17 protein-coding genes are annotated in these 24,419 nt (G+C 68.1%); 11 read left to right on the forward strand and 6 right to left on the reverse strand.

Features of this window, described 5'->3' with window-relative positions; all coding sequences use genetic code 11:
• The first annotated feature begins 136 nt into the window (after positions 1-136).
• Genes zwf through eda form a run of 4 tightly spaced genes read left to right on the forward strand, consistent with a single transcriptional unit; the run spans position 137 to position 4,860 of the window.
• The gene (gene zwf, locus DX912_RS12165; protein WP_425477945.1) at positions 137-1,606 is read left to right on the forward strand and encodes a glucose-6-phosphate dehydrogenase; all 1,470 of its coding nucleotides are present in this window, start codon (positions 137-139) and stop codon (positions 1,604-1,606) included.
• 4 nt (positions 1,607-1,610) lie between these two features.
• Positions 1,611-2,360, forward strand: coding sequence for a 6-phosphogluconolactonase (gene pgl / locus DX912_RS12170; RefSeq protein WP_115842780.1), 750 nt, complete (start codon positions 1,611-1,613; stop codon positions 2,358-2,360).
• A gap of 8 nt (positions 2,361-2,368) precedes the next feature.
• Positions 2,369-4,195, forward strand: coding sequence for a phosphogluconate dehydratase (gene edd / locus DX912_RS12175; RefSeq protein ID WP_115842781.1), 1,827 nt, complete (start codon positions 2,369-2,371; stop codon positions 4,193-4,195).
• A gap of 38 nt (positions 4,196-4,233) precedes the next feature.
• The gene (eda, locus tag DX912_RS12180; RefSeq protein WP_115842782.1) at positions 4,234-4,860 is read left to right on the forward strand and encodes a bifunctional 4-hydroxy-2-oxoglutarate aldolase/2-dehydro-3-deoxy-phosphogluconate aldolase; all 627 of its coding nucleotides are present in this window, start codon (positions 4,234-4,236) and stop codon (positions 4,858-4,860) included.
• 191 nt (positions 4,861-5,051) lie between these two features.
• Here the strand turns inward: eda and DX912_RS12185 are convergent, their stop codons facing one another.
• The 4 genes from DX912_RS12185 to DX912_RS12200 all read right to left on the reverse strand — a co-directional run bounded on the left by DX912_RS12185 (position 5,052) and on the right by DX912_RS12200 (position 9,542).
• Positions 5,052-5,417, reverse strand: a complete 366-nt coding sequence (locus DX912_RS12185) for a cupin domain-containing protein (protein ID WP_115842783.1) — start codon at positions 5,415-5,417, stop codon at positions 5,052-5,054.
• A gap of 196 nt (positions 5,418-5,613) precedes the next feature.
• Entirely contained in the window at positions 5,614-6,927 is a 1,314-nt protein-coding gene (locus tag DX912_RS12190; protein ID WP_115842784.1) for a peptidase MATCAP family protein, read from the reverse strand.
• Positions 6,928-7,074: 147 nt separating this feature from the next.
• Entirely contained in the window at positions 7,075-8,106 is a 1,032-nt protein-coding gene (locus DX912_RS12195; protein WP_115842785.1) for a LacI family DNA-binding transcriptional regulator, read from the reverse strand.
• A gap of 125 nt (positions 8,107-8,231) precedes the next feature.
• A complete protein-coding gene (locus tag DX912_RS12200) occupies positions 8,232-9,542 on the reverse strand; it encodes a sugar MFS transporter (RefSeq protein ID WP_115842786.1) in 1,311 nt (436 codons plus the stop codon).
• 323 nt (positions 9,543-9,865) lie between these two features.
• On the opposite strand from DX912_RS12200, the gene DX912_RS12205 reads away from it, so the two are divergent.
• From DX912_RS12205 to DX912_RS12230, 6 genes are all read left to right on the forward strand, one after another.
• Positions 9,866-10,924: a glucokinase gene (locus DX912_RS12205; RefSeq protein ID WP_233433579.1), complete on the forward strand. Its 1,059-nt coding sequence runs from the start codon at positions 9,866-9,868 to the stop codon at positions 10,922-10,924.
• 160 nt (positions 10,925-11,084) lie between these two features.
• A complete protein-coding gene (locus tag DX912_RS12210) occupies positions 11,085-13,760 on the forward strand; it encodes a TonB-dependent receptor (protein WP_115842788.1) in 2,676 nt (891 codons plus the stop codon).
• 104 nt (positions 13,761-13,864) lie between these two features.
• Entirely contained in the window at positions 13,865-16,252 is a 2,388-nt protein-coding gene (locus DX912_RS12215; RefSeq protein ID WP_115842789.1) for a family 20 glycosylhydrolase, read from the forward strand.
• A 187-nt stretch (positions 16,253-16,439) separates the two neighbouring features.
• Positions 16,440-17,069 carry a tetratricopeptide repeat protein gene (locus DX912_RS12220; RefSeq protein WP_115842790.1) on the forward strand — a complete coding sequence of 210 codons (630 nt, stop codon included), beginning with the start codon at positions 16,440-16,442 and terminating at the stop codon, positions 17,067-17,069.
• 223 nt (positions 17,070-17,292) lie between these two features.
• Positions 17,293-19,008, forward strand: a complete 1,716-nt coding sequence (gene ggt / locus DX912_RS12225; protein ID WP_115842791.1) for a gamma-glutamyltransferase — start codon at positions 17,293-17,295, stop codon at positions 19,006-19,008.
• Between the two features lies 1 nt (position 19,009).
• A complete protein-coding gene (locus DX912_RS12230) occupies positions 19,010-20,662 on the forward strand; it encodes a tetratricopeptide repeat protein (protein ID WP_181902814.1) in 1,653 nt (550 codons plus the stop codon).
• On the opposite strand, the gene DX912_RS12235 is transcribed toward DX912_RS12230, so the two are convergent.
• Both DX912_RS12235 and DX912_RS12240 read right to left on the reverse strand, forming a co-directional pair.
• Positions 20,663-21,802, reverse strand: a complete 1,140-nt coding sequence (locus tag DX912_RS12235; RefSeq protein WP_115842793.1) for an MBL fold metallo-hydrolase — start codon at positions 21,800-21,802, stop codon at positions 20,663-20,665.
• Between the two features lie 85 nt (positions 21,803-21,887).
• Positions 21,888-23,375: an AAA family ATPase gene (locus DX912_RS12240; protein ID WP_115842794.1), complete on the reverse strand. Its 1,488-nt coding sequence runs from the start codon at positions 23,373-23,375 to the stop codon at positions 21,888-21,890.
• 104 nt (positions 23,376-23,479) lie between these two features.
• On the opposite strand from DX912_RS12240, the gene DX912_RS12245 reads away from it, so the two are divergent.
• Positions 23,480-24,385, forward strand: coding sequence for an AEC family transporter (locus DX912_RS12245; protein WP_115842795.1), 906 nt, complete (start codon positions 23,480-23,482; stop codon positions 24,383-24,385).
• The last annotated feature ends 34 nt before the right edge of the window (positions 24,386-24,419 follow it).

The raw sequence follows: 24,419 nt of genomic DNA on the forward strand, positions 1-24,419 counted from the left end.
TGGACAGGAGCGGGAAAACGGCGCCCGCCCGGGCCTGCGTCCGGCCTTGTCGGGCGGGTTTGCACCAGTGGTATCTGACTGGTATCTTCACTGGTATGCCTGTGGTCTTCAAAACCTCATTCCGCTGGAGCGCTCCGTGACCGCCCCCATCGCGCCGATGGCGCCTTTCGACCTGATCATCTTCGGCGGCACGGGCGACCTGGCCCTGCGCAAACTGCTGCCGGCCCTGTTCCATCGCTACGTCGACGGCCAGATCGTCGCCGGCACGCGCATCTTCGGCCTGGCGCGCGACAGCCAGACCGACGAGGCCTATCGCGAGCGCGTCCGCGAGGCGCTGCAGAAGCATCTCGCCTTCGACATGCGCGCGCCGTCGATGCTGGAGCCTTTCCTCCAGTTGCTGTCGTACCGCCGCATCGACCTGCAGGCGGAAGACGGCTGGGGCGAACTCGCCGCCGAGCTGGCCGATGAATCTCGCGTCCGCGTGTTCTACCTCGCCGTCGGCCCCGACCTCTTCGGCAGCGTCGGCGCGAAGCTGCAGGCGCACGGGCTGACCGGCGCCAACACGCGCGTCGTCGTCGAAAAGCCCATCGGCCACGATCGCGCCAGCGCCGCGGCAATCAACGACGCGCTCGGCCAAGTGTTCGCCGAATCGCAGATCTATCGAATCGACCATTACCTGGGCAAGGAAACGGTCCAGAACCTCACGGCGCTGCGCTTCGGCAACGCGCTGTTCGAGCCGCTGTGGCGCGCCGAGCACATCGACCACGTGCAGATCACCGTGGCCGAGACCGTCGGACTGGAACGCCGCGCGAGCTACTACGACAAGTCCGGCGCGCTGCGCGACATGGTGCAGAACCACATGTTGCAGCTGCTGTGCCTGGTTGCGATGGAACCGCCGTCCTCGCTCGCCGCCGACGCGATCCGCGACGAGAAGCTCAAGGTGCTGCATTCGCTCAAGCCCATCGCCGACGGCGCGACTTCGCACCTCACGGTGCGCGGCCAGTACCGCGCCGGTGCGGTCGAAGGCCGCCCGGTGCCGGGTTATCTCGAAGAGCTCGGCACGAACACCTCGCGCACCGAAACCTTCGTCGCGCTGAAGGCCGAAGTCAGCAACTGGCGCTGGGCCGGCGTGCCGTTCTACCTGCGCACGGGCAAGCGGCTGGCCGATCGCATGTCGGAGATCGTGCTGACGTTCCGCAAGGTGCCGCATTCGATCTTCGGCGATGAGCCGGTCGCGCAGAACCAGCTGGTGATCCGCCTGCAGCCCGACGAGGGCGTGAAGCTGTGGATCGTCAACAAGATCCCCGGCCCCGGCGGGCTGCGCTTGCGCCGCGTGCCGATGGACCTGAGCTTCGCCGAGACCTTCGGCGGGCGTCAGCCCGAAGCGTACGAGCGCCTGCTGATGGACGTCGTGCGCGGCAATCCGATGCTGTTCATGCGTCGCGACGAAGTGGAAGCCGCGTGGTCGTGGATCGATCCGATCCTGGCGGCGTGGCAGTCGAGCAACGAATCACCCAAGGCATACACCGCGGGCAGCTGGGGTCCCAGCGCGGCCGTGGCCCTGATCGAACGCGACGGAAGGACGTGGCATGAGGATGCGGTCTAACACCATGCCCTTCAAATCCGCACTTACGGAGCGATTGACCGTGCTGACACCCGATCCGTTGCCCGTGCGCGAGCATCTGTTCGACGACAAGGCGCAGCTCGCCACCGCGCTCGCGAAGGCCGTCGCCGCCGATCTGCGCGGCGCGATCGCGCGCCGTGGCGCGGCGCGACTGGCCGTGTCCGGCGGCACCACGCCGCGCGCGTTCCTGACCGAACTGTCGAAGCAGACGCTCGACTGGGCACACGTGACGGTGGTGCCGGTGGACGATCGCTGGGTGGCGCCGGACCATCCGCGCTCGAACGAGCGGCTGCTGCGCGAAACGCTCTTCCAGGGCGCTGCGGCGCAGGCAACGCTGCTGCCGCTGCGTCGTCCTACCGCGACGCCGGAAGCCGCGCTGCTGCCGGTGCTGACGCAGGTGGCGAACGAAGCGCTGCCGCTCGACGTCGTCGTGCTCGGCATGGGCGACGACGGCCACGTCGCGTCGCTGTTCCCCGACCTGGTGCGTCGCGACATCGGCCTGCAACCCCGCGGTCGCGCGCCGGTGCTCGCCATCCGCACGGCGTCGCAACCCGAGCCGCGCATGACGCTCACGCTCAGCGCCATCTTCACCGCGCCGTCGCTGTACCTGCATATCGAAGGCGCGAAGAAGCGCGAAGTCCTCGACAACGCCGCGCGCGATCCGCGTTCGACGTTGCCGATCCGTTCGGTGCTGTCCGGCGCGCCGGCCGCACCGATGCTGTACTGGAGTCCGTAGACACGATCATGTCGAACCTGCATCCCGTCCTCGCCGAGGTCACGCAGCGCATCCGCTCGCGCAGCGCCGACCGACGCGCCGCGTACCTGGCGCGCATCGACGCCGCCTGCGGTCGCGGCCCGCACCGCGCGACGCTGTCGTGCGGCAACCTCGCCCACGGTTTCGCCGCGTGCGGTACCGACAAGGCCGCGCTGCGCGGCGGCGTGTCGCCGAACATCGCGATCGTCAACGCGTACAACGACATGCTGTCCGCGCACCAGCCGCTGGAGCGCTTTCCGTTCCTGATCAAGAACGCCGCGCGCAACGTCGGCGCGACCGCGCAGGTCGCCGGCGGCGTGCCGGCGATGTGCGACGGCGTGACGCAGGGCCGCGCGGGCATGGAGCTGTCGCTGTTCTCGCGCGAGGTGATCGCGCTGTCCACCGCCGTTTCGCTGTCGCACGACATGTTCGACGCCGCGCTCTACCTGGGCGTGTGCGACAAGATCGTGCCGGGCCTGCTCATCGGCGCACTGAGCTTCGGGCATCTGCCGGCGATCTTCGTGCCGGCCGGGCCGATGACGTCGGGGCTGCCGAACGACGAGAAGTCGCGCGTCCGCCAGCGCTATGCCGTCGGAGAAGCCACGCGCGAGGAACTGCTGGAAGCCGAGGCGCAGAGCTACCACGGCCCGGGCACGTGCACGTTCTACGGCACGGCCAATTCCAACCAGATGCTAATGGAGCTGATGGGCCTGCACCTGCCGGGTTCGAGCTTCGTCAATCCCGACAACCCGCTGCGCGATGCGCTCACCGCCGAGGCCGCGCGACGCGCCGCGGAGATCACCGCACTGGGCGACGATTACCGCCCCGTCGGCCGCATCATCGACGAGCGCGCGATCGTCAACGGCGTCGTCGGGCTGCATGCGACCGGCGGTTCGACGAATCACCTGCTGCACCTCATCGCGATCGCCGCAGCCGCGGGCATCGAACTGCGGCTTGAGGACTTCGACGCGCTGTCGTCGATCGTCCCGCTGCTGGCGCGCGTGTATCCGAACGGCAGCGCCGACGTGAACCATTTCCACGCGGCCGGCGGCCTGGGTTTCATGATCGGCGAACTGCTCGATGCGGGCCTGCTGCATGGCGACGTCGAAACCATCGCCGGCCCGGGCCTTGCGCGTTATCGCGTCGAAGCGCGCCTGGCGCCGGAACAGCGCATCGAATACGTGCCGGCTACCGGACGCAGTGGCGATCCCACGGTCCTGCGTCCGGTGGCCGAGCCGTTCCGCCCCGACGGCGGCCTGCGCGTGCTGCATGGCCCGCTCGGCACGGCGGCGATCAAGGTCTCCGCGGTGCCGGAAGATCGCTGGGTCATCGAAGCGCCGGCGCGCGTGTTCTCCGACCAGACGCAGGTGAAGGGCGCGTTCGATCGCGGCGAACTCGATCGCGACGTCGTCGTGGTGGTGCGCTTCCAGGGCCCGCACGCGAACGGCATGCCCGAACTGCACCAGCTCACGCCGACGCTCACCGTGCTGCAGAAGCGCGGCCACCGCGTCGCGCTGGTGACCGACGGTCGCATGTCCGGCGCATCGGGCCAGGTGCCGGCTGCGATCCACGTCAGTCCGGAAGCGGCGGTGGGCGGCCCGCTGGCGAAGGTGCGCGATGGCGACATCGTGCGCGTGGATGCCGTGGCGGGAACGCTGCAGGTGCACGTGCCGGCGGAGGAATGGAATACGCGCGAGAACGCGACGACGGACCTCACGCCCAGCCACTTCGGCATGGGGCGCGAGCTGTTCGCGGTGTTCCGCAACGCGGCGGCGCCGGCGCACATGGGCGGCGGGATCTTCAACCCGGTCGCCTGACGCCCTGGCTACAGAAACAGTTTCATTCGGAGAACAAGATGGGCCTGCTCGAATCCGTACTGCACGTTGCGCCGGTGATGCCGGTGGTGGTGATCGAAGATGCCAAGCACGCGGTGTCGCTTGCGCGCGCACTCGTGGCCGGCGGCATTCCCGCCATCGAGATCACGCTGCGCACCCGCGCCGCACTCGACGCGGTGCGCGCGATCGCCAATGAAGTCGACGGCGCGATCGTCGGCGTCGGTACCGTGCGCAAGCCGCAGGACCTGAAGGACGCCGAGGCGGCCGGCGCACGCTTCGCGGTCTCGCCCGGCTCGACGCCGGACCTGATCGCCGCCGCGAAGGATTCCGCGCTGCCGTGGCTGCCCGGCGCCGGCACGGCGAGCGAGGCGATGACGCTGTCCGAGCACGGTTTCATCTTCCAGAAATTCTTCCCGGCCGAAGCCGCCGGCGGCGCGCCCGCGCTGCGCTCGCTGCACGGCCCGCTGCCGGAAATCCGCTTCTGCGCGACCGGCGGTATCGGCGCGCACAACGCGCGCGATTACCTGGCCACCCCGAACGTCGCCTGCGTCGGCGGCTCGTGGCTGACGCCGTCGCGCCTGGTCGCGGCAGGGGAATGGGGCGCGATCGAAGCGCTGGCGCGCGCGGCGACGCTGCTTCGGGCGTAAGTGCTCTGCTGCGCTTCCTTCTCCCTTCGGGAGAAGGTGCCCGAAGGGCGGATGAGGGGCAACGGAGCGGCAAGGCAGAACCGTAGTGCGGTACTGCACTGCGGGTTTTCCACTATCGCTCCGTCACCCCTCACCCCAACCCCTCTCCCGTCGGGAGAGGGGCTTTTCATGCTTCACGCACAACATCGTCCCTACTTCTTCTTCAACTCGATCACGAGCGTCCGCACCGGCGTCTTGCTCTCGTTCGTCGTGTCGTGTTTCACCGGCGCGCTCCAGGCGACGTCGCCCGCCTTGCGCGTGAGTTCCTTCGTCGCGCCGTCGGCACCCACCTGCTTGGCGGTACCGCCAGTGAGGAAGACGACCAGCTGATCGGTGGTGTGCTCATGCATGCCGGTGCTCGCACCCGGCGGCATGTTCAACTCGATGACGCGGACGTCGGCGTTGTCCAGCACGACCTTGGCGTGCTTGCCGGCGGACTGCACCAGGTCCTGCGCGGGGGCGAAAGCCGGCAACAGCAGCGCGCACAGCGCGATGCACGGCGGGGTAAGGCGTTTCATGTTGGAACCTCCCTGCTCGTGGCGAGCGGGGGCGTCCGGCTTCAGGGCATGTCGCGGGGCATGTCGGGGAGCATGGGTCGCAAGCTCGGCCGTCGGGCGCTCGCCAGAAGGCCCGACGAAAGGATCCCCGCGCGGGTCGGGTGGCCGCACGGGCCTCGATGCAAACGCGCGTGGCCTGCGTAACCGGCCACGTCGATCATTCGATTCCGGATTCCTCGATCAGCTCGTCCTCGAACGCCACGAACCGCTGCAGGTCCAGCCGGTCCAGGCGCAGGCGCTGCGTCGCGGTGGAGAACGCCATCGTCGCCAGCACGCGCTGCGGGTCGCGCGCCCAGGCCGGCACGTACAGCGGTGGCGCGATCAGGCCGTTCTCGCGGTACGGCGCCAGTTCGATCACGTCCGCCGTCGTGAGCCGGCCGGCAAACAGCATCGGCAGCAGTTCGCCGCGACCTTCCTGCAACGCTTTGCGCACGAACACGTGCACCAGCATCACGCCTTCCAGGTACGCGCCGTCCTTCGTGAACGCCACGCGCCCGCGCACGTCGCCGCCGCGGAACACGCGTGCCGCACTGCAGAAGCTCTCCTTCTCGCTCTGCCCGGCGTCGAGGAACCCCTTGAACACCTCGATGAAATCCGCGCCGTCCAGCGCCTGCTTCACCATCACCACGCGCAGCGCGATGCGGCGCAGGCGCGCGATGTCGAGCGCGCCGGTGATGATCTCGGAGAACGTCGCCAGGCCTTCCTGCACGCGCGTGGTGCGCGGCGCGCCGATGCCGAGCGAATGCACGTACGGCTGGTGGATGCCGTTGAGCAGTGTCGCGGTGTGGATGAAGGCTTCGTGCTCGACCAGCTGGTGCAGGTCGCGTTCGGAGAACATCGCGCTCGAGCGCAGCTTGATGCGGCGGCTACCGGCGGTCGCCTTCGACGGCAGTTCCGGATCGAGCACCACCTCGACCTTGTCGTGGTGGAAGAACGGATCGATGTGCCCGCGCAGCAGGCGCGCGAAGTCCTCGGCCGGGATGTCGGCCGGTACGTCAGGCAGCAGGCGGTCGGCGATGAGTTCGTCGGTGATCGCCAGCACCTCGCGTGCGCTGTCGACGTTGGTGATGTCCTGGCTGCGATAGCGGAAATCCGGCCGCCCGTAGAGCAGCGCCGAGCAGCGCGTGAATTCCGGCGAGCCGATCGCGCCGAGCATCTGCGCGGCGACGTTGTAGCTCCAGGCGGTCTTGTAGAGCCAGCGGCCGACGGGATGGCGGCGGTCGATCTCGCGCATCAGCGCACGCAGGCCCTCGATCGTGGAGGACAGGTCGACGGGCACCGTCGGCGGCTGCGGCAGTTCGGGCTGGCCGCGGCGCCATTGTTCGAGGAACTTCGTCTCCAGCGAGGCCGGCCAGCCGATCGCCTTGAGCACGCAGACCTGGCGCCCCAGCGCGACCAGCGCACGGTCCTGTTCCAGCAACCGGGCAATCCCCGGCTCGTCCAGCACGGAAGGCTTCAGACTCGCATTCATGGTCGACCCCGATCGATGCGCCCAGCTGCGTAGCAGAGCACCGGGATCGTTTCGCGGCCGTGAGATTCGGGCATCTTTCGGCTAGGGCTTTGGGGCACCCCAACCCCCCTCCCGATGGGAGAGGGGCTCAAGCATTGCGGGGACGTTTTACGCCTTCGGCCGCGGCGGCGCCGTCGAACCGCGCACGACCAGCTCCGGGCTGAAGCCTTCGTTCGGCGACGCCTTGGGCGCGTGTTCGCGGATTTCCTGCAGCAGCCGGTGCGCGGCATGGCGCGCGATGTCCTGCGTCGCCTGCTTCGCCGTCGTCAGCGCCGGCCAGCTCTGCTTGGAGAACGGGCTGTCCTCGAAGCCGGCGATGGACAGGTCGTACGGTACGTTCATGCCGCTGGACTTGGCGGCCGCCAGCACGCCGGCGGCGATTTCGTCGTTGCTGCCGAAGATCGCGGTCGGGCGGTCGGGCAGCGCGAGCAGGCGGCGCGCGCCACGGAAGCCGTCGTCGAAGGAGTAATCGCCTTCGACCACCAGTTCCGCATCGAGTGGAATGCCGTACTCGCGCAGCGCGTCCTCGTAGCCCTTGTAGCGCTCCCACGACGAACCGTGCGACTTGCCGCCCCACAGGAAGCCGATGCGGCTGTGGCCCAGCTGGATCAGGTGTTCGGTGATGTCGTACGCCGCGTCACGGTCGTCGACGTAGACGCACGCGCTGCCGTCCTGCGGGTCGGCGGCGGCCGACACGATGCGCACCAGGTTCACGCCGTGCGCGATCAGTTCGGTCACCAGCTCGTTGCGCTCGGACATCGGCGGCGCGAGCACAAGGCCAGCCAAGCGCGAATGCTGCACCAGTTCAATGAGTTCGTTCGCCAGGTTCGGCGACGACGAGTCGCAGGGATGGATCTGCAAGCCGTAGCCGGTTTCGCGGCACACCGACAGCACGCCGTTCTGCACGGCGATGACGTAATAGGGATTGGGGTTGTCGTACACCAGGCCCAGCGCGTACGGCTGTGCGCTGCGCAGGCTGCGCGCCGACGGATCGGGCTGGTAGCCGAGTTCGGCGATGGCCTGCCGCACGCGTTCGCGCGTGCGCGCCTGCACGCTGGGTTCGTCGTTGATGACGCGAGAGACCGTCTTGAGCGACACCTCGGCGCGCTCTGCAACGTCTTTGATCGTGGGTCTGCGCACCGTAGCCTCGCGTGGTCCCGTCTTCATGGCGGTCCAATGAGAACGACTAGCCTAACCAGCGCGACCGGTGATGTGAATCACGTGCGGTGGCGTCTGGTACGCGGCGTCGTTCGTTGATCGAACGATCAGCCGTGCTGCGAGGCCGTCGCGCCGTTCACCACGTCGTGCCGCTGGCCGGCTTTGTGGCCGCGCAGTGCGAAGTACAGGATGTACAGGTAGCACGGCACCATCAGGACGACGAACACCAGCTGGAAGTCGTAGGCCTGCTTGAGGTGCACGAACAGCTGCGGGATCACCGCGCCGCCGGCGATGCCCATGATCAGCAGCGCCGAACCGTATTCGGTGAAGCGGCCCAGGCCCTGGATCGCCAGAGGGAAGATCGCCGGCCACATCATCGCGTGCGCGAAACCGAGCGCGGCGACGAAGCCGACCGACACGTAGCCCTTCGTCAGGAACGCGCCGATCGCCAGCAGCGCGCCGAGCACCGCCGAGAAGGTGAGATACCGTTCCTGCGAGACGAAGCGCGGGATCGCGATCAAACCCACCACGTAGCCCAGCAACATGCCGAACAGGGTGAAGGAGGTGAAGAACTTGGTCGCGTCCACCGGCAGGCCGAACCCCTGGCCGTAGGTGCCGATGGCATCGCCCGCCATCACTTCCACGCCCACGTACACGAAGATGCACAGCGCGCCCAGCCACACGTGCGGGAACTGGAACAGGCTCGTCTTGCGCGTGGCGCCGGTGTCGCCGTCGGCGTTGACGTCCTCGGCCCTGATCTCCGGCAGCGGCGAAAACACGATGCCCACGGCCAGCAGCGCGAGCAGGCCCGCCATCACCATGTACGGATCGTGGATGCGCGCGGCGAACTCGTTGAGCAGCTGCTCCTTCGTCGCGGCATCGGCATTGGCCACCTGCGCGGACAGGTCGCCCATGCCGTGCATCACCAGCGTGCCGATCACCAGCGGCGCGAGGATGCCGGCCACCTTGTTGCAGATGCCCATCACGGCGATGCGCTGCGCCGCGCCTTCGATCGGCCCGAGGATGCTGATGTACGGGTTCGACGCCGTCTGCAGGATCGCCAGGCCCGCGCCGATCACGAAGATGCCGGTGATCGCGCCGCCGTAGACGCGCTCCGTCGTGTACTGGCCGAACACCGCCGCGCCGATCGCCATCAGGAACAGGCCGAGCGCCATGCCCTTCTTCATGCCGGTGAATTTCAGGATCACCGACGAGGGCAACGCGAGCACGAAGTACGAGATGTAGAACGCGAACGGAATCAGGAACGCCGCCGACTCGCTCACGTTGAACGCGAGCTTGGCGAAGGTGATCAGCGGGCCGTTGAGCCAGGTGACGAAGCCGAAGATGAAGAACAGCGCGCCGATGATCGCGATGGACCCGTAGTGGCTGCGCGACGCGGTGGGCGTGGACGTGGACATGCGGATTCCCCTCCCAAGGAATGCGTTCGAGGACGGCGCCGGTTGACCTGGACGACATCCGGTGGCGCAACGTTGTCACAAGTTTTGTCCGCAAGCCAGAGAACCCCTACAAAGTCCTGCTGGTGCGGTGCGCAAGGCGTTTTGACCTGCTGCGGCGCAGCAAAAATGGCCGTTCGTCGGATCTGACACCGGTGTTTCTGACAATTTCGTAACTTCCGGTTGACAACGTTGTCAGGGCCGCGCCAATCTCGGCCGCGCCGGCTGGGAGCCGGTGCGAGCGGAGGAACCATGCGGTGGGATACGAAGGAAGCACGAGCCCGGTCATGCCACGCGAACGCGCAGCGCCTGCGCGTCGTTCGCGGATGAGCGCCGTGCCGCCGCTGACGCAGGTCGAACCCCGCTTCCTCGCCGCCGATGTCGGCGGCACGCACACCCGCGTCGGCCTGGTCCGTCCAGGCGGAGCGGACGAGTCCGACGTCGTCGTCCTGGCACACCACAAGTACGTGTGCGCCGATTACCCGAGCCTGGGCGCGATCCTCGCCGAGTTCATTTCCAGCCACAGCGCGTGCGCCGGCATCGACCGCGTCACGATCGCTTCCGCCGGCGTCGTGCTGGACGACGTGGTCATCAACGCCAACCTGCCCTGGCGCATTTCGCTCTCGGAGCTGCGCAGCCAGCTGCGCCTGAGCGAGTTGCACTACATCAACGATTTCCAGGCCGCCGCGCATGCCGCGCAGTGCATGGACCCGGCCGATTCGCTGCTGCTTACGCCCGGCGTGAGCGCGGCGGCGATGGGTCCCGTGCTGGTCGTGGGCCCCGGCACCGGCCTGGGCGCGGCGGTGCGCATCCCGCATCGCGGCGGCACCGTCGTGCTGCCGACCGAAGCCGGCCACATCGCCTTCGCGCCGGGCAACGCGCGCGAGACGGCGATCCTCGAATGGACGCGCCAGCGCGGCTTCTCGCACGTGCCGACCGAGCGCTTCGTCTCGGGTCCGGGCCTTGTGAACCTGTACGAGGCGATCTGCGCGATCGACGGCATCGAGCCGGAGCTGCGCGCACCCGCCGCCATCACCGAGGCCGCCCGCCGCCTGGACGCACCCGCGCGCGAAGCGGTGCTGACCTTCTGCGCACTGCTGGGCAGCACGATCGGCGACCTCATCACCGTCAGCAGCGCCAAGTCGGTGTTCATCGCCGGCGGCATCCTGCCGCAGCTGAAGGATTTCCTGCCGCACAGCCAGTTCCATGCGCGCTTGCTGGACAAGGGCGTGATGCACGCCGCGCTGGAACGCGTGCCGGTGCGATTGATCGAGAACGACCGGCTGGGCGTCATCGGCGCCGCCAGCTGGTACCTGGAACATCTGTCTCAAAGCAGCCAGTCGTAACGCGATTCGTCCATGTGCGGCGGCGCGCGAGCGCCACCGCGAAGCACGCAGGAATACGGCCACGCGTCCGTGCGCGTCGGTCAGGAAACGGGCTCCGCAGACGTCGGCAAGCAAGAACCGGCACTGCGGGGTCGTACATCAACCCGTGGGAGGGAGAGCAATGAAGCTTCGCAAAACAGCACTATCGGCCAGCATCGTCTTCGCGCTGAGCATCGGCGGCAACGTGGCCGCGCAGACCGCGCCGGCTTCCAGCCAGGAAGCGACCGACCTGGACACGGTGATCGTCACCGGCATCCGCGGCGCCCAGGAAAAGTCGCTGGACACCAAGCGCGACGCGCAGTCGCACATCGAAGTGGTCACGGCCGAAGACGTCGGCAAGCTGCCGGCGCACAACGTCGCCGACACCCTGCAGCGCCTGCCGGGCGTGAGCATCAGCTCCTCCAGCGCGAACGAAGGCGGCTTCGACGAGAACGACCGCGTCAGCCTGCGCGGCACCAGCCCGAGCCTGACCCAGACGCTGGTCAACGGCCACACCATCGGCAGCGCCGACTGGTTCATCCTCAGCCAGACCGAAACCGTGGGCCGCAGCGTCAGCTATTCGCTGCTGCCGTCGGAAATCGTCAGCCAGGCGGTGGTGAACAAGACCTCGCAGGCCAAGTTCGTCGAAGGCGGCGCCGCCGGCTCGGTGAACGTGATCACCCGCAAGCCGCTGGACTTCGCGAACCAGATCTCGGCCGAAGGCTCGATCGGCGCCGTCTACTCCGACCTGCCGAGCAGCACCAAGCCGCAGGTCAGCGGCCTGTTCAACTACAAGAACGACGCCAACACCTTCGGCTTCATGGCGCAGGCGTTCTACCAGGAACGCGAGCTGCGTCGCGACGGCCAGGAAATCGTCGGCGGCTTCTCGACGATCGCGCCGGACGCGCCGGTCGTGGCGACCAACCCGGACCTCGCCGGCGTGATGTACCCGAACCTCCCGGGTTCGGCCTACTTCACCCAGACGCGCGAGCGCATGGGCGGCCTGATCGAACTGCAGGCCAAGCCGAGCGACGATCTGACGCTGGGCCTGAGCGCGTTCTACTCCGACATGGACGCGAAGAACTACAACCGCAACTACATGCTGTGGACCGGCAACTTCGTGCCGAACCAGGCACCGCTGCCGGGCTATGTCATCGAGAACGGCACGCTGGTGAAGGCCGATTACGCCGCCGATCCGTCGGCGCCGGGCTACGGCATCTACGACATGATCTCGCGTCCGGAATCGGCCGCTAAGACCGGCTACACCACCTTCGACGCCGCGTGGGACATCAACGAGTCGTTTTCGCTGAAGACCCAGATCGGCTACACGAAGGGCCAGGGCGAGACGCCGACGCAGAACATCGCCGAGGTCGTCACCGGCCGCAGCGGCGGCGGCTGGCAGGTTCGCGGCACCGACAACACCGTCAACTGGTACCTCAACAATCCGTCCGGCCCGACCACCGACGGCTTCGGCACGTGGGGCATCCAGTACTACGACGTGATCGACAAGGAAACCTGGATCACCTCCGACGCGACCTGGTTCAGCAACAACGGCGTGCTGTCGTCGGTGGACTTCGGCGTGCGCTACGCCGACCACACCCGCGAAGTGAACAGCCCGTACGGTTCCGATCCGGGCGACATCGCCGGCGCGCTGGAGGGCACCTCGCCGGGGTTCTATCCGGGCGACTTCGGCAGCGGCCTCGGCGGCTCGTTCCCGGGCCCGGGCGTGTGGTACTTCACGCAGAGCGCGCTCGAGCAGGCGGTCAAGAACAACTCCACCGTCCGCAAGGACGGCGCCCGCCACAACTACGGCAGCGAGTTCAACATCAACGAGGAGAACACCGCGCTCTACGTGCAGGCGAACTTCTCGGGCGACAAGTGGAGCGGCAACGCGGGCCTGCGTTACGTCGACATCCAGCAGGACATCCAGTTCTGGCGCGGACTGGGCAGCGACGCGACGATCACGCCGGACGTGTCGAGCCTGTTCGGCAACTTCGTCAACGTACGCCAGAACAACAAGCACGACCGCGTCCTGCCGAGCGTCAACTTCCGCTACAACTTCGCCGACGACCTGATCCTGCGCCTGGCCGCGTCGCAGACGATGACGCTGCCGGATTACTCGGCGCTGGCCGGCGCCGTGTCGCTGTCGAACCTGACGCACACCGGTACGGCGGGCAACCCGGACCTCGAGCCGATCATCTCGACCAACTTCGACGCGTCGCTGGAGTGGTACTTCACCGAACGTGGCCTGCTGGCCGCGAGCCTGTTCTCGATGGACCTGGACAACTACGTCCGCTACGCCACCGAGACCCGCAACTACGTGAACGACCAGAACGGCCAGGTCGAACCGTACGAGGTCACGCTGCCGATCAACAGTGACGGCAAGGTGCGCGGCATCGAGCTGACGTACGAGCAGCCGATCGGCGACTACTTCGGCATCTCGGCGAATTACACCTACGCCGATGGCGAGGCCGACGTCCCGGCGGGCAACGATGCCACCGACGCACTGGTGGGCACGTCGAAGGACACCTGGAACCTGTCGGCGTTCTTCGAGAACGACCGCTTCAACGCGCGCGTGGCCTACACGTACCGCTCCTCGTTCTACCACGGCATGCTGCGTGCGAACGAGTACTTCCAGGACGACTTCGGCACGCTGTCGGCGTCGTTCGGCTGGAAGGCGACGGACTGGATGTCGATCACGCTCGACGCGCTCAACCTCAACGACCCGACGCTCAGCTACTACGTGGCCGACGGCCACCCGCAGGCGTTCTACAACAACGGTCGCCAGTACTATCTGAACTTCCGCTTCAAGTACTGATACGCCGCTGGTCCAGGGTGTAAGCAAGACAGCGGGCCCGGTCATGCCGGGCCCGCTTGTTTCCGGCGCCCGGGTGGCGCACGCGACAGGAGAGTGAGGGAACGATGAAACGGCATTTCGTAACGAGCATCGCCGCCGTGGCGCTGGCGATGGGATTGTCGGCCTGCCAGCGCGAGGACGCGCCCAAGGCGGACGCAGCAGGCGCCACCGCCGCAAAGCCGGCGGAAAAGACAAACGCGACCACGCTCATTTCCGCCAGCGCCGCCGCGACGCCGGTGATTCCGCGCCCGGCGAAGGTGGAGTTGCGCGATGGCCGCTTCGCCTTCGGCCCGCAGTCGCGCGTTGCCGTGATCGGCATCGACGCCGAAGCCACGCGGATCGCGCAGGATTTCGCCTCGCGCGTGCAGAAGGCGCGCGGTTTCGCGCCTGAGGTCGGCGGCGCTGCCGACGGTGCAGCGGTCGTGTTCGCGATCGACGCGAACATCGCGCCCGCCGGCGACGAGGCCTACGTCGTCGACATCACGCCGCAGGGCGCGAAGATCAGCGCGCGCAAGCCGGCCGGCCTGTTCTACGGCGCGGTGACGCTGTGGCAATTGCTGGCCGACGGCGCGCAGGGCGAGGCGTCGATCGCGAACCAGCGCATCGAGGACGCGCCGCGTTTCGGCTGGCGCGGGTTGATGCTCGACGTCGCGCGCCACTTCCGCACGCCCGACGAAGTGAAGGCGCTGCTGGACCAGATGGCGCTGCACAAGCTCAACACCTTCCACTGGCATCTCACCGACGACCAGGGTTGGCGCGTGGAGATCAAGCAGTACCCGAGGCTGACCGAGGTGGGCGGCTGCCGCATTCCCGCCGGCGCGGCCGGTCGCGATGCGAAGGGCAAGCCGAAGCCGTATTGCGGCTTCTACACGCAGGACGAAATCCGCGACATCGTGAAGTACGCCGCAGAGCGTTACATCACGGTCGTGCCCGAGTTCGATCTGCCCGGCCATGCGCAGGCGGCGATCGCCTCCTATCCCGAATTCGGCGTGCCCGGCACCAAGCCGCCCGTGTCGCCCGACTGGGGCGTCAACACATGGCTGTTCAACGTGGACGACAAGACGTTCACGTTCCTGGAAAACGTGCTCGACGAAATGATGCCGCTCTTCCCCGGACAGTACTTCCACCTGGGCGGCGACGAGGCCGCGAAGGACCAGTGGGAGCAGTCGGCGGCGGTGCAGGCGAAGAAGAAGGAACTCGGCCTCAAGGACGAGATGCAGTTGCAAAGCTGGTTCATGGGCCGGCTGGGCAAGTACATCGAGGCGCACGGCAAGCGGCTGATCGGCTGGGACGAGATCCTCGAAGGCGGCCCGCCGGCCGACGCGACGGTGATGTCGTGGCGTGGCACGGACGGCGCGATCGAGGCCGCGCGTGCCGGACACGACGTCGTGATGGCGCCCTCGCCCGACCTCTACCTCGACCACGTGCAGAGCGACGGCCCGGATGAAACGCCGGGGCGGTTGAAGGTGATCTCGCTCAAGGACGTGTACGACTTCAAGGCCGTACCGGTGCAGTTGAATGCCGATCAGGCAAAGCATGTGCTCGGCGTGCAGGCCAACCTGTGGACCGAACACCAGCGCACCTTCGAGCGCATGCAGCGTTCGCTGTTCCCGCGCGGCGCGGCGCTGGCCGAAGTCACCTGGTCGCCGGAATCGAGCCTGGACTGGAACGATTTCCTGCAGCGCATGGCGTTCCAGATGGAACGCTACCGCCTGACCGGCTTCGACGCCGCCGACAGCGCGTTTGCCGTGCGCTTCACACCGCAGGCGCTGGAAGGCGGCAAGACGTCGTTCGCGCTGAACAACCAGAGCGGCTTCGGCACGATCCGCTACACGCTCGACGGCACGGAACCGACGGCAACGTCGCAGGCGTACGTGCATCCGCTCGAACTGCCGCTGCCGACGACGGTGAAGGCCAACGCGTTCGCCGATGATCGCGCGCTCGCCGCGACGCGCGCGTTCGAATTGAACCTGCACAGCCTGCGTGCGCGCAGCAGCAATGCGCTGCGTTCGTGCAAGACCGACCTGATGCTGCGCATGGAGGACGACGCACCGTCCGACGGCAAGGACGGCGATCGCCGGCTGCTGCTCGCCGACGTGTTCGATCCGTGCTGGATCTACGACGCCGCGCAGCTGGACGGTATCGCCACGGTGGAGGTCCGCGTCGGCCAGCTGCCGCACAACTACGCCCTGTGGAAGGACGCCAGCAAGGTCGTGACGCGCCCGGCGACGATCCCCGGCGGCGCGCTCGAAGTCCGGCTCGGCAGCTGCGAAGGCGAGCCCATCGCGGTGCTGCCGCTGGCACCGGCACGCAGGTCCGACGGCCTGACCACGTTGTCGGCGCCGCTGCCGACGCAGGCCGGTCGTCACGACCTCTGCTTCACCTTCGCCTCGGGCGAGTACAACCCGATGTGGGTCGTGGACGAGGTCGCGCTGCTGCCCGCGGCGCACTGAGCGGTGCCGTGAAGCCCCTCTCCCGCCGACGGGAGAGGGGTGGACCGGGGCGACGGCCGTCCCATCTTGCCGAAATGGCGCTCCGGCTTGCCCTCGCCCTGCCGATAACCCGGTCTGGGACGCCAGAACGCCGCGATCCCGGCCCAGTACGGGTTAGGATTGCTGCGTTGCACAGGGGGATTCACACATGCTTGGTCGCACTCTTTTCGCGACGGCCCTTCTGGCCGTCTCCAGCGCCGTGTCGGCGCAAAGCCTGCCGCGTCCGGCGGAGTTCTACTTCGACGCCGACGCCAACACCGTCCGACCGGTTGTCGCCGTGCGCGAAACCGGGGACGCCGCCACCGAGAAACTGGTCAAGGCCATCGAGCGCAATCCGCGCGCGAAGGGCGAAGTCGCCCAGCTCGCGCACCTCGCGATGGCCGCCGGCCGCACGGACCTCGGCAAGCAGCTCTATGCGCGCGCGCTCGGTGCAATTGATCGCAGCGACGCATTGTGGCGCTCGGTCGTATGGAACTACGGCTGGGACCTGTATCGCACCGGCGATTTCGACGGCGCATTCGCGCAGTGGCGCTCGCTGGTCGAAGCGCGTTCGGTGACTGCCTCGTGGATGCCGCCGACCCTGGCGCTGTCGCTGTGGTCGCTGGGTCGCAAGGAAGAGGCGGTGGTGTGGTACTCGGCCGCCGTGCGTACCGAACCGCAGCAGTGGAACTCCGCATCGAAGTTCGCCAGCCTGCTGCCCGACTGGACCGACGCCGAGCGCTCGGCGCTGGCCGAAGTGCAGGCCGCCTGGGCGGCGAACCCGCCCGCCTGGCCGTAAGCGACCGGCCCCTCCCGAACGGGAGGGGTGACGCGCTGCTGCACGACCACGCATCCGCGCGTACGCGCGCGGGTGCCGTGACGATCCGGATCCCGGCCTCCAGCGACACTGGGGGCGAACAGGCACGAGCGCATCGGCCACGGTGCCCGCAGGCTCCAACCGGCAAATCCCGCACGGGCCGTCGCGATACGATGCGACTTCGTCCCGGGGATGTCCGTACCTCATGCGCCTGCTGTTCGCCTCCGTCCTGCTGAGCCTGCCTCTCACCGCCATGTGCGCCGACCGCATCACCGGCCTGCCCTTCGCCACCCGCAGCGAGGTCTACGCCCCGCATGCGATCGCCGCCACCTCGCATCCGCTGACCACGCAGATCGCGCTGGACGTGATGAAACAGGGCGGCAGCGCGGTGGACGCGGCCATTGCCGCCAACGCGGCGCTGGGCTTGATGGAGCCGACGGGCAACGGCATCGGCGGCGACCTGTTCGCCATCGTCTGGGATCCGAAGACGAAGAAGCTCTACGGCTACAACGGCTCGGGCCGTTCGCCGAAGTCGCTGACGCTGTCCGAATTCCAGCGCCGCGGCCTGAAGGACGTTCCCTCGCACGGCCCGCTGCCGGTGACGGTGCCGGGCACGGTCGATGCGTGGTTCGCGCTGCACGAGCGTTTCGGCCGCAAGCCGATGAAGGACGATCTGGCGCCCGCCATCCGCTACGCGCGCGAAGGCCATCCGGTGCATGAGGTGATCGCGTACTACTGGGGCCGCAGCGTGCCGACGCTGTCGAAGTGGCCGGGCTTCGCCGAGCAGTTCACCGTCGAGGGCGACGCGCCTGGGCAAAGGCGCGGTCCGCGCACCGGCGAGATGTGGAAGAACCCCAACCTCGCCAACACGCTTTCGATGATCGCCAACGGCGGCCGCGACGCGTTCTACAAGGGCGACATCGCACGCACGATCGACGCGTACTTCAAGGCGAACGGCGGCTTCCTGAGCTACGACGACCTCGCCTCGCACCACGGCGACTGGGTCGAGCCGGTCAGTACCAACTATCGCGGCGTCGACGTATGGGAACTGCCGCCCAACGGCCAGGGCATCGCCGCGCTGCAGATCCTCAACCTGCTCGAACCCTACGACCTGAAGTCCTACGGCTTCGGCAGCCCCGAACACGTGCACCTGTTCACCGAGGCCAAGAAGCTCGCCTTCGCCGACCGCGCCGCGTCGTATGCCGATCCGGACTTCCATAGGACGCCGACGGCCAAGCTCATCTCCAAGCCCTACGCGCGCGAGCGCGGCAAGCTGATCTCGATGGACAAGGCCGCCAAGGCCGTCGAGCCGGGCGTGATCCCGCAGCTCAACCAAGGCGACACGATCTACATGACCGTCGCCGACGCGGACGGGATGATGGTTTCGCTGATCCAATCGAACTACCGCGGCATGGGCAGCGGCATGGCGCCTCCGGGCCTGGGCTTCATCTTCCAGGACCGCGGCGAGCAGTTCGTGCTGAAGGAAGGCCACCCGAACTCGTTCGCGCCGGGCAAGCGTCCGTTCCACACCATCATTCCGGCCTTCGCGACGAAGGACGGCAAGCCGTGGCTGAGCTTCGGCGTGATGGGCGGCGCGATGCAGCCGCAGGGCCACGCGCAGATCATCATGAACCTGGTCGATTTCGGCATGAACCTGCAGGAAGCCGGCGACGCGCCGCGCATCCAGCACGACGGCAGCACCGAGCCGACCGGTCAGGTCACCGCCATGAACGACGGCGGCGAGCTCGACCTGGAATCGGGCTTCCCGTACGAAACCGTGCGTGCACTGATGCGCAAGGGCCACAGCGTGCGTTTCGCCGACGGCCCGTACGGCGGCTACCAGGCGATCATGGTCAATCCGAACGGCGGCTATGTGGGCGCCAGCGAGTCGCGCAAGGACGGCCAGGCCGCAGGTTACTGAGATGAGCAGCGCCGACGTCGTCCCCTTGCTGCGCCGCGCATGGGCGGCGTTGCAGCAGGGACAACCGGCGCCCGCGAAGGCCGATTGCGAAGCGGCGCTGCAACAGGCACCGCAATCGTTCGACGCGTGGCGCCTGTACGCGATGACGCTGCAGGCGCTGGGTGATGCGGCGGCATCGCGCCGCGCCTTGCAGCGAGCGCTGGCGCTGCGTCCGGACGACGGCGCGACCGCGCTGGACCTCGGCACCATGCAGTTGAACGCGGGAGAATTCGACGCCGCGCTCGCGTCGCTGGCGCTCGCGATGCAGCGCCTGCCGCACGAACCTCGCGCCGCGTTTCGCTACGGCACCGCTGCCTTCAACGCAGGCGACTATGTGCAGGCGGCGTCCGGTTTCGAAACCGCCGCGCGCCTGAAGCCGGACTGGGCAGAGGCCTGGAACAACCTCGCCGCTGCGCACGGCAAGCAACAGGATTACGTCGCGGCGATCTCGGCCGCACGCAACGCGTTGCAGCTCAATCCCGATGCGGGCGCGCACCAGGCGCTTGCTGCGCTGCTGTCCAACCTGTTCGATCGCACCTCGCTGCAGGAAGGCCTGCAGCACGCGTTGCGCGCGTTGCAGCTGGATCCGTCGCTCGCCCAGGCGCATCGCGATGCGGCGATCCTGTATCGCAAACTCGACGACCCCACCGGCGCCGAAGCGCATGCGCGGCGTGCGCTGGAACTCGCGCCGCGCGACATCGACATCATCGATACGCTCGGCGAGCAATTGCAGCTCAATCGAAAGCCACACGAAGCCGTGGACGTTTACGCGCGAGCGCTGCACGCCGGCGTGGACTCGCCGACGCTGCATCGCCAGCACGGCATCGCGCTGCTGCACGACGGCCGGCTCGACGCCGCACGCGACGAGCTGCGCGATGCATTGCGACGCGCGCCGGACGACCAGCGCACCATCGCGCATCTCGGCGTCGCGGTCGCGCAACATGATGCCGACCGCGCGACGCAGTGGCTTGGCCTGCATCGGCATGTGCATGCAATCGAACTGCCGACGCCGGACGGCTTCGCCGATGCGCATGCGTTCAATGCCGCACTCGCCGACGACATCCGTCGTCACAGCCAGCAACGCTGGGAACCGGCCGGGCTGGCGGCGCGTAATGCGTACCTCAGCGGCGACCTGCTGATGGATCGCACGCCGGCCATCGTCGGCTTCGAGCAGCGTTTGCGCGAGGCGATCGACGCCTTCATCGCACAGGCGCGCGATGCGCATGTTGCCGAGGCGCCGCTCGACGACGACGCGCTGTCGGCCGATGTCTTCCTCCGCAACGTGCCCGAGCGCTATCGCGTGCACGTGTGGGCAACGCAGGCCGCCGAGCGCGGTTTCATCGACACGCACATCCACGAGGATTCGTGGTTGTCCGGCGCGTATTACGTCGAACTTCCGCCGGCGATCCGCGACGACGACAACACGCATGCCGGCTGGATCGAATTCGGACGTCCCTTCGCGAGCCTGCCGCAGCCACCGGACGCCGCATTGCGTCGCGTGTGCCCGAAGGTCGGCACCCTGTTGCTGTTCCCGTCGTACCTGTTCCATCGCACGCTGCCGTACGCGGGCGCGGGCGAGCGCATCAGCATTTCCTTCGACCTCGCGGCGATCTGATCAACCTTCACCCTGCTCGATCGGTTCGCCCGTCGCTTCGCGCCAGGCGGCATCGGTGAAAGGCTGGGTCCAGTAGCGATCGAACCAGCGCACCAGCCACGGATCGTCGCCGACGAAGCGCGCTCGATCGGTGGACAGGTCGACGCGTTTCTTCGCTTCGTCCAGCGTGACGCCCTGCTTCACCAGCGGCGCGACCGCCCCGCGCGTGTGGCCGATGAGGTCGATCACGCGCGACACGTAGGCGTCGCCCCGCATCGCCGCGCCGTGACCGGGAAGCCACACAGCCGGACGCAGCGCCTGCATCGCGCGCAACGTGCGTTGCCAGTCCGCCGGATACGCATTGAAGCCGAACGGGATCGGCGCGACGAGCAGGTCGCCCGTCGCCATCACGCGCTGGCGCGGCAGCCACGCGACGAGGTCGCCATCGGTGTTGCCGCGACCGAAGTGGCGAAGTTCGACCGGACGCGTCGCATCGTCGAGCTTCAACGTATCGACGAACGTGCGCGTGGGCAGCGCGAGCACGACGTCGCGCGTGTCCTTGCGGTACTGCGCGAACAGCCGCTGCGCCGCCTCGAAGCCTTCGCGTTCGCGCGCGGAGAGATCGCTCTTTGCGAGCGAATCGCGCACGAATCCATCCGCACCATCGAGGCGCTGGTCGAATGCGGCCTGCAGCGTCGCGTCCGGCGCGCCTTTCGGATACGCCTTCATCGAACGCCCGCGCAGATGCGCGTCGGTGATGTCGGTCGCGATGATCTCCGCCGCCGGCCACGCCTGCACGATCGCCGACAGACCGAGCACGTGGTCGCCGTGCCAGTGCGTGATCGCGACGGCCTTCACCGGCTTGCCGCTGACCGAACGCACGAGTTCGACGATGCGACGTCCCGCGCCGGGCGAACCGCCGCCGTCGATGAGGACGAGGCCGTCGGACTGCTCGATCACGACCACGTTGCCGATGGGTTGCACCTGGAACGGCTGCGGCTGCGCGATCAGCCATACGCCGTCGACGACGCGCGTGATGGTCTGGAAGTAGCCGTCCTGCGGCGTCGGCAGCGGCGCGGGTTCGCTGCCTCGCGCGACAGCGGACAGGCCGATGCAGACCGCCAGCACGGCGACGAGGACACGATGGACGACGCGCGCCATGGCGAAGCTCCGCGGGAGTTCGCCGCATGTTCCTGCCAGTGCGTGCCGCGCGCGTGGCCCGGAGGTCACGCTTGCGGCGATCGCGTCAGTCCGCCGGGACCGTGCGCCCCTGCGCCCATTCGCGCAGGCCCTGCACGCGTTCGGCCATCAGCACCGAGAGCGGGCGCGTCTGCTTCAGCTCGGCGCGCAGCATGAAATCGTTGAGCGGCGCCTTTGCTGCATGCGCGGCGTACAGCGCGGCGACGATGGCCTGCTCGATTTCGGCGCCGGAGAAGCCGTCGCTCGCGGCTGAAAGACCGGCGAGGTCGAACGTCGCCGGATCGAGCTGGCGACGACGCAGGTGCAACGCGAACAGCGCTTCGCGCGTGGCAGCACCGGGCAGGTCGACGAAGAAGATCTCGTCGAACCGGCCCTTGCGCAGCAGCTCCGGCGGCAGCGCGTCGATCTGGTTCGCGGTGGCGACCAGGAACACGCGCGACTTGCGTTCGGCCATCCACGTCAGCAGGTAGCCGAGCACGCGACGCGACACGCCGCCATCACTGTCGCCGCCATCGCTCGCCAGGCCCTTCTCGATCTCGTCGATCCACAGCACGCACGGTTCAAGCTGTTCTGCCGACGAAAGCGCGTCACGCAGGTTCTTCTCGGTCTCGCCATGGAACTTGTCGTACAGCGTGCCGAAATCCAGCCGCACCAGCGGCACGCCGAAGCCGGCGGCGACCGCCTTGGCGAGCATGGACTTGCCGCAACCCTGCACGCCCAGCAACAACACGCCCTTCGGTGGGTCGAGGCCCACCGGCGCCTCGCCACTGACGAACACGTCGCGCCGCTGCTGCACCCAGCGCTTGAAGCGCGACGCGCCGGCGACGTCGTCCATGCGCGCGGTGTCGTACTCGTAATGAAGATGCCCACTGCGGTTGAGCAGTTCGAACTTGAGCTTGGCCAGCTCCGGCAGGTCGCCCGGGCCGAGCGCACCGTCGTTGAAGATCAGCTGGCGGGCGATGCGACGCGCGTCGATCGGATCGAGCCCTCGCAGGTTGCGCACGATCTGCTGCACCGCCTCGCTGTCGGCTTCGACGCGACGACCGCCGTGCTCCTTCGCGTAGTTCTCCGCTTCCTCGCGTACCAGCTTGAGCAGCGCATTCGCGTCCGGCAGGCGCGGCGTGTAACGCACGGCGAGCGATTCGAGTTCGGCCGGCAATTCGACCTTGTGGCCGACCAGCACCAGCACGTGCGGTTCGCAGTCGCGGCGCTGCAGGATCTCGCGCAGCTGCCGCTGCGTGCCGGCGTAGCCGAGGTAGGGATGGAAATCGAGCAGCAGGTAGATGCCGCGCTGTTCGGCGTTGCGGATCGCCTGCAGCGTGTTGGACGCATCGGGTGCGATTTCCGCCGGATCCTCGCGGTCCAGGTCGATGCGGCGCAGGCCTTCGGTGATCGACCACCGATGCAGCGCGCGCCACACGTGCATCAGCGCCTGGCGGAAGAGTTCGACGACGCGGCCTTCGTCGCGCGTTTCGATGACGATGAGCGGGGTGTTGGCGCGGATGAGCGCGGTGAGGTCCTGCAGGTCGGTCATCGTGCTCGGCGGCGTCCGTGTCGGAGCGGCGATCATACCCAATGGTCGAGCTTGAGCCGGCGCCGTGCAGTGGCCACCATGGCGGTTCGAACACGGGATCACGCATGGCCTTCGACGCCTTCGCCCTCGTGCTGGCGATGCTGGCGCTGGGCTATCTCTTCCAGCGACTGCGCGTGCTGCCCGGTGACGCGGCACGCACGTTGAACCTGGTCGTACTGTACGTCTGCCTGCCGGCGGCGGTGCTGCGTTACGTGCCGCGACTGCATCTTGAAGCCGCACTGCTGGGCGTGATCGCCGTGCCGTGGCTGCTGCTCGGCGCGACGGTCGTGCTGGTCGGCGCGCTGTCGCGCTGGCTGAAGTTCCGGCGCGACGAAACCGCCGTGCTGCTGCTGACCGTCGCGCTCGGCAACACCAGCTTCCTTGGTTATCCGCTGACGCGCGCGCTCGTCGGCGATGACGCGCTGCCGTACGCGGTGGTCTACGACCAGTTCGGTACGTTCCTGATCCTGTCGACGTTCGGCCTGTGGGCGCTGGCGCGCTACGGTGGCGAACACGCGCCTTCCGCGCGCGAGATGGCGCTGCGCGTGGCGAAGTTCCCGCCGCTGTGGGCGCTGCTGGCCGGTTTCACGGTGATGCCGGCCGATCCGCCGGCGTGGATCGACGGCGGACTGCAGCGACTGTCCGACGCCCTGCTGCCGCTGGCGATGCTGACCATCGGCCTGTCGGTGCGTTTCGCCCTGCCGCGCGACGAACTCAAGCCGCTGGCCGCCGGGCTGGTGCTGAAGCTCGCGGTGATGCCCGCGCTCGCGTTGCTGCTGGTGCCCGTGCTGAACCTGCACGGATCGATGGCCCGCGTCACCGTGCTCGAAGCCGCGATGCCCTCGATGGTCACGGCCGGCGCGCTCGCCATCGCCCACGGGCTGGCGCCGCGGCTGGCGGCGGCCATGGTGGGGTACGGCTTGCTTCTTTCGTTGCTGACATTGCCGCTGTGGGCGAACGGGGGGTTCTGATGCGTGCCGGCTTCCTTTGGATCCTGATCGTTTG

The organism is Lysobacter soli, from assembly GCF_003382285.1.
GTDB lineage: Bacteria > Pseudomonadota > Gammaproteobacteria > Xanthomonadales > Xanthomonadaceae > Lysobacter_J > Lysobacter_J soli.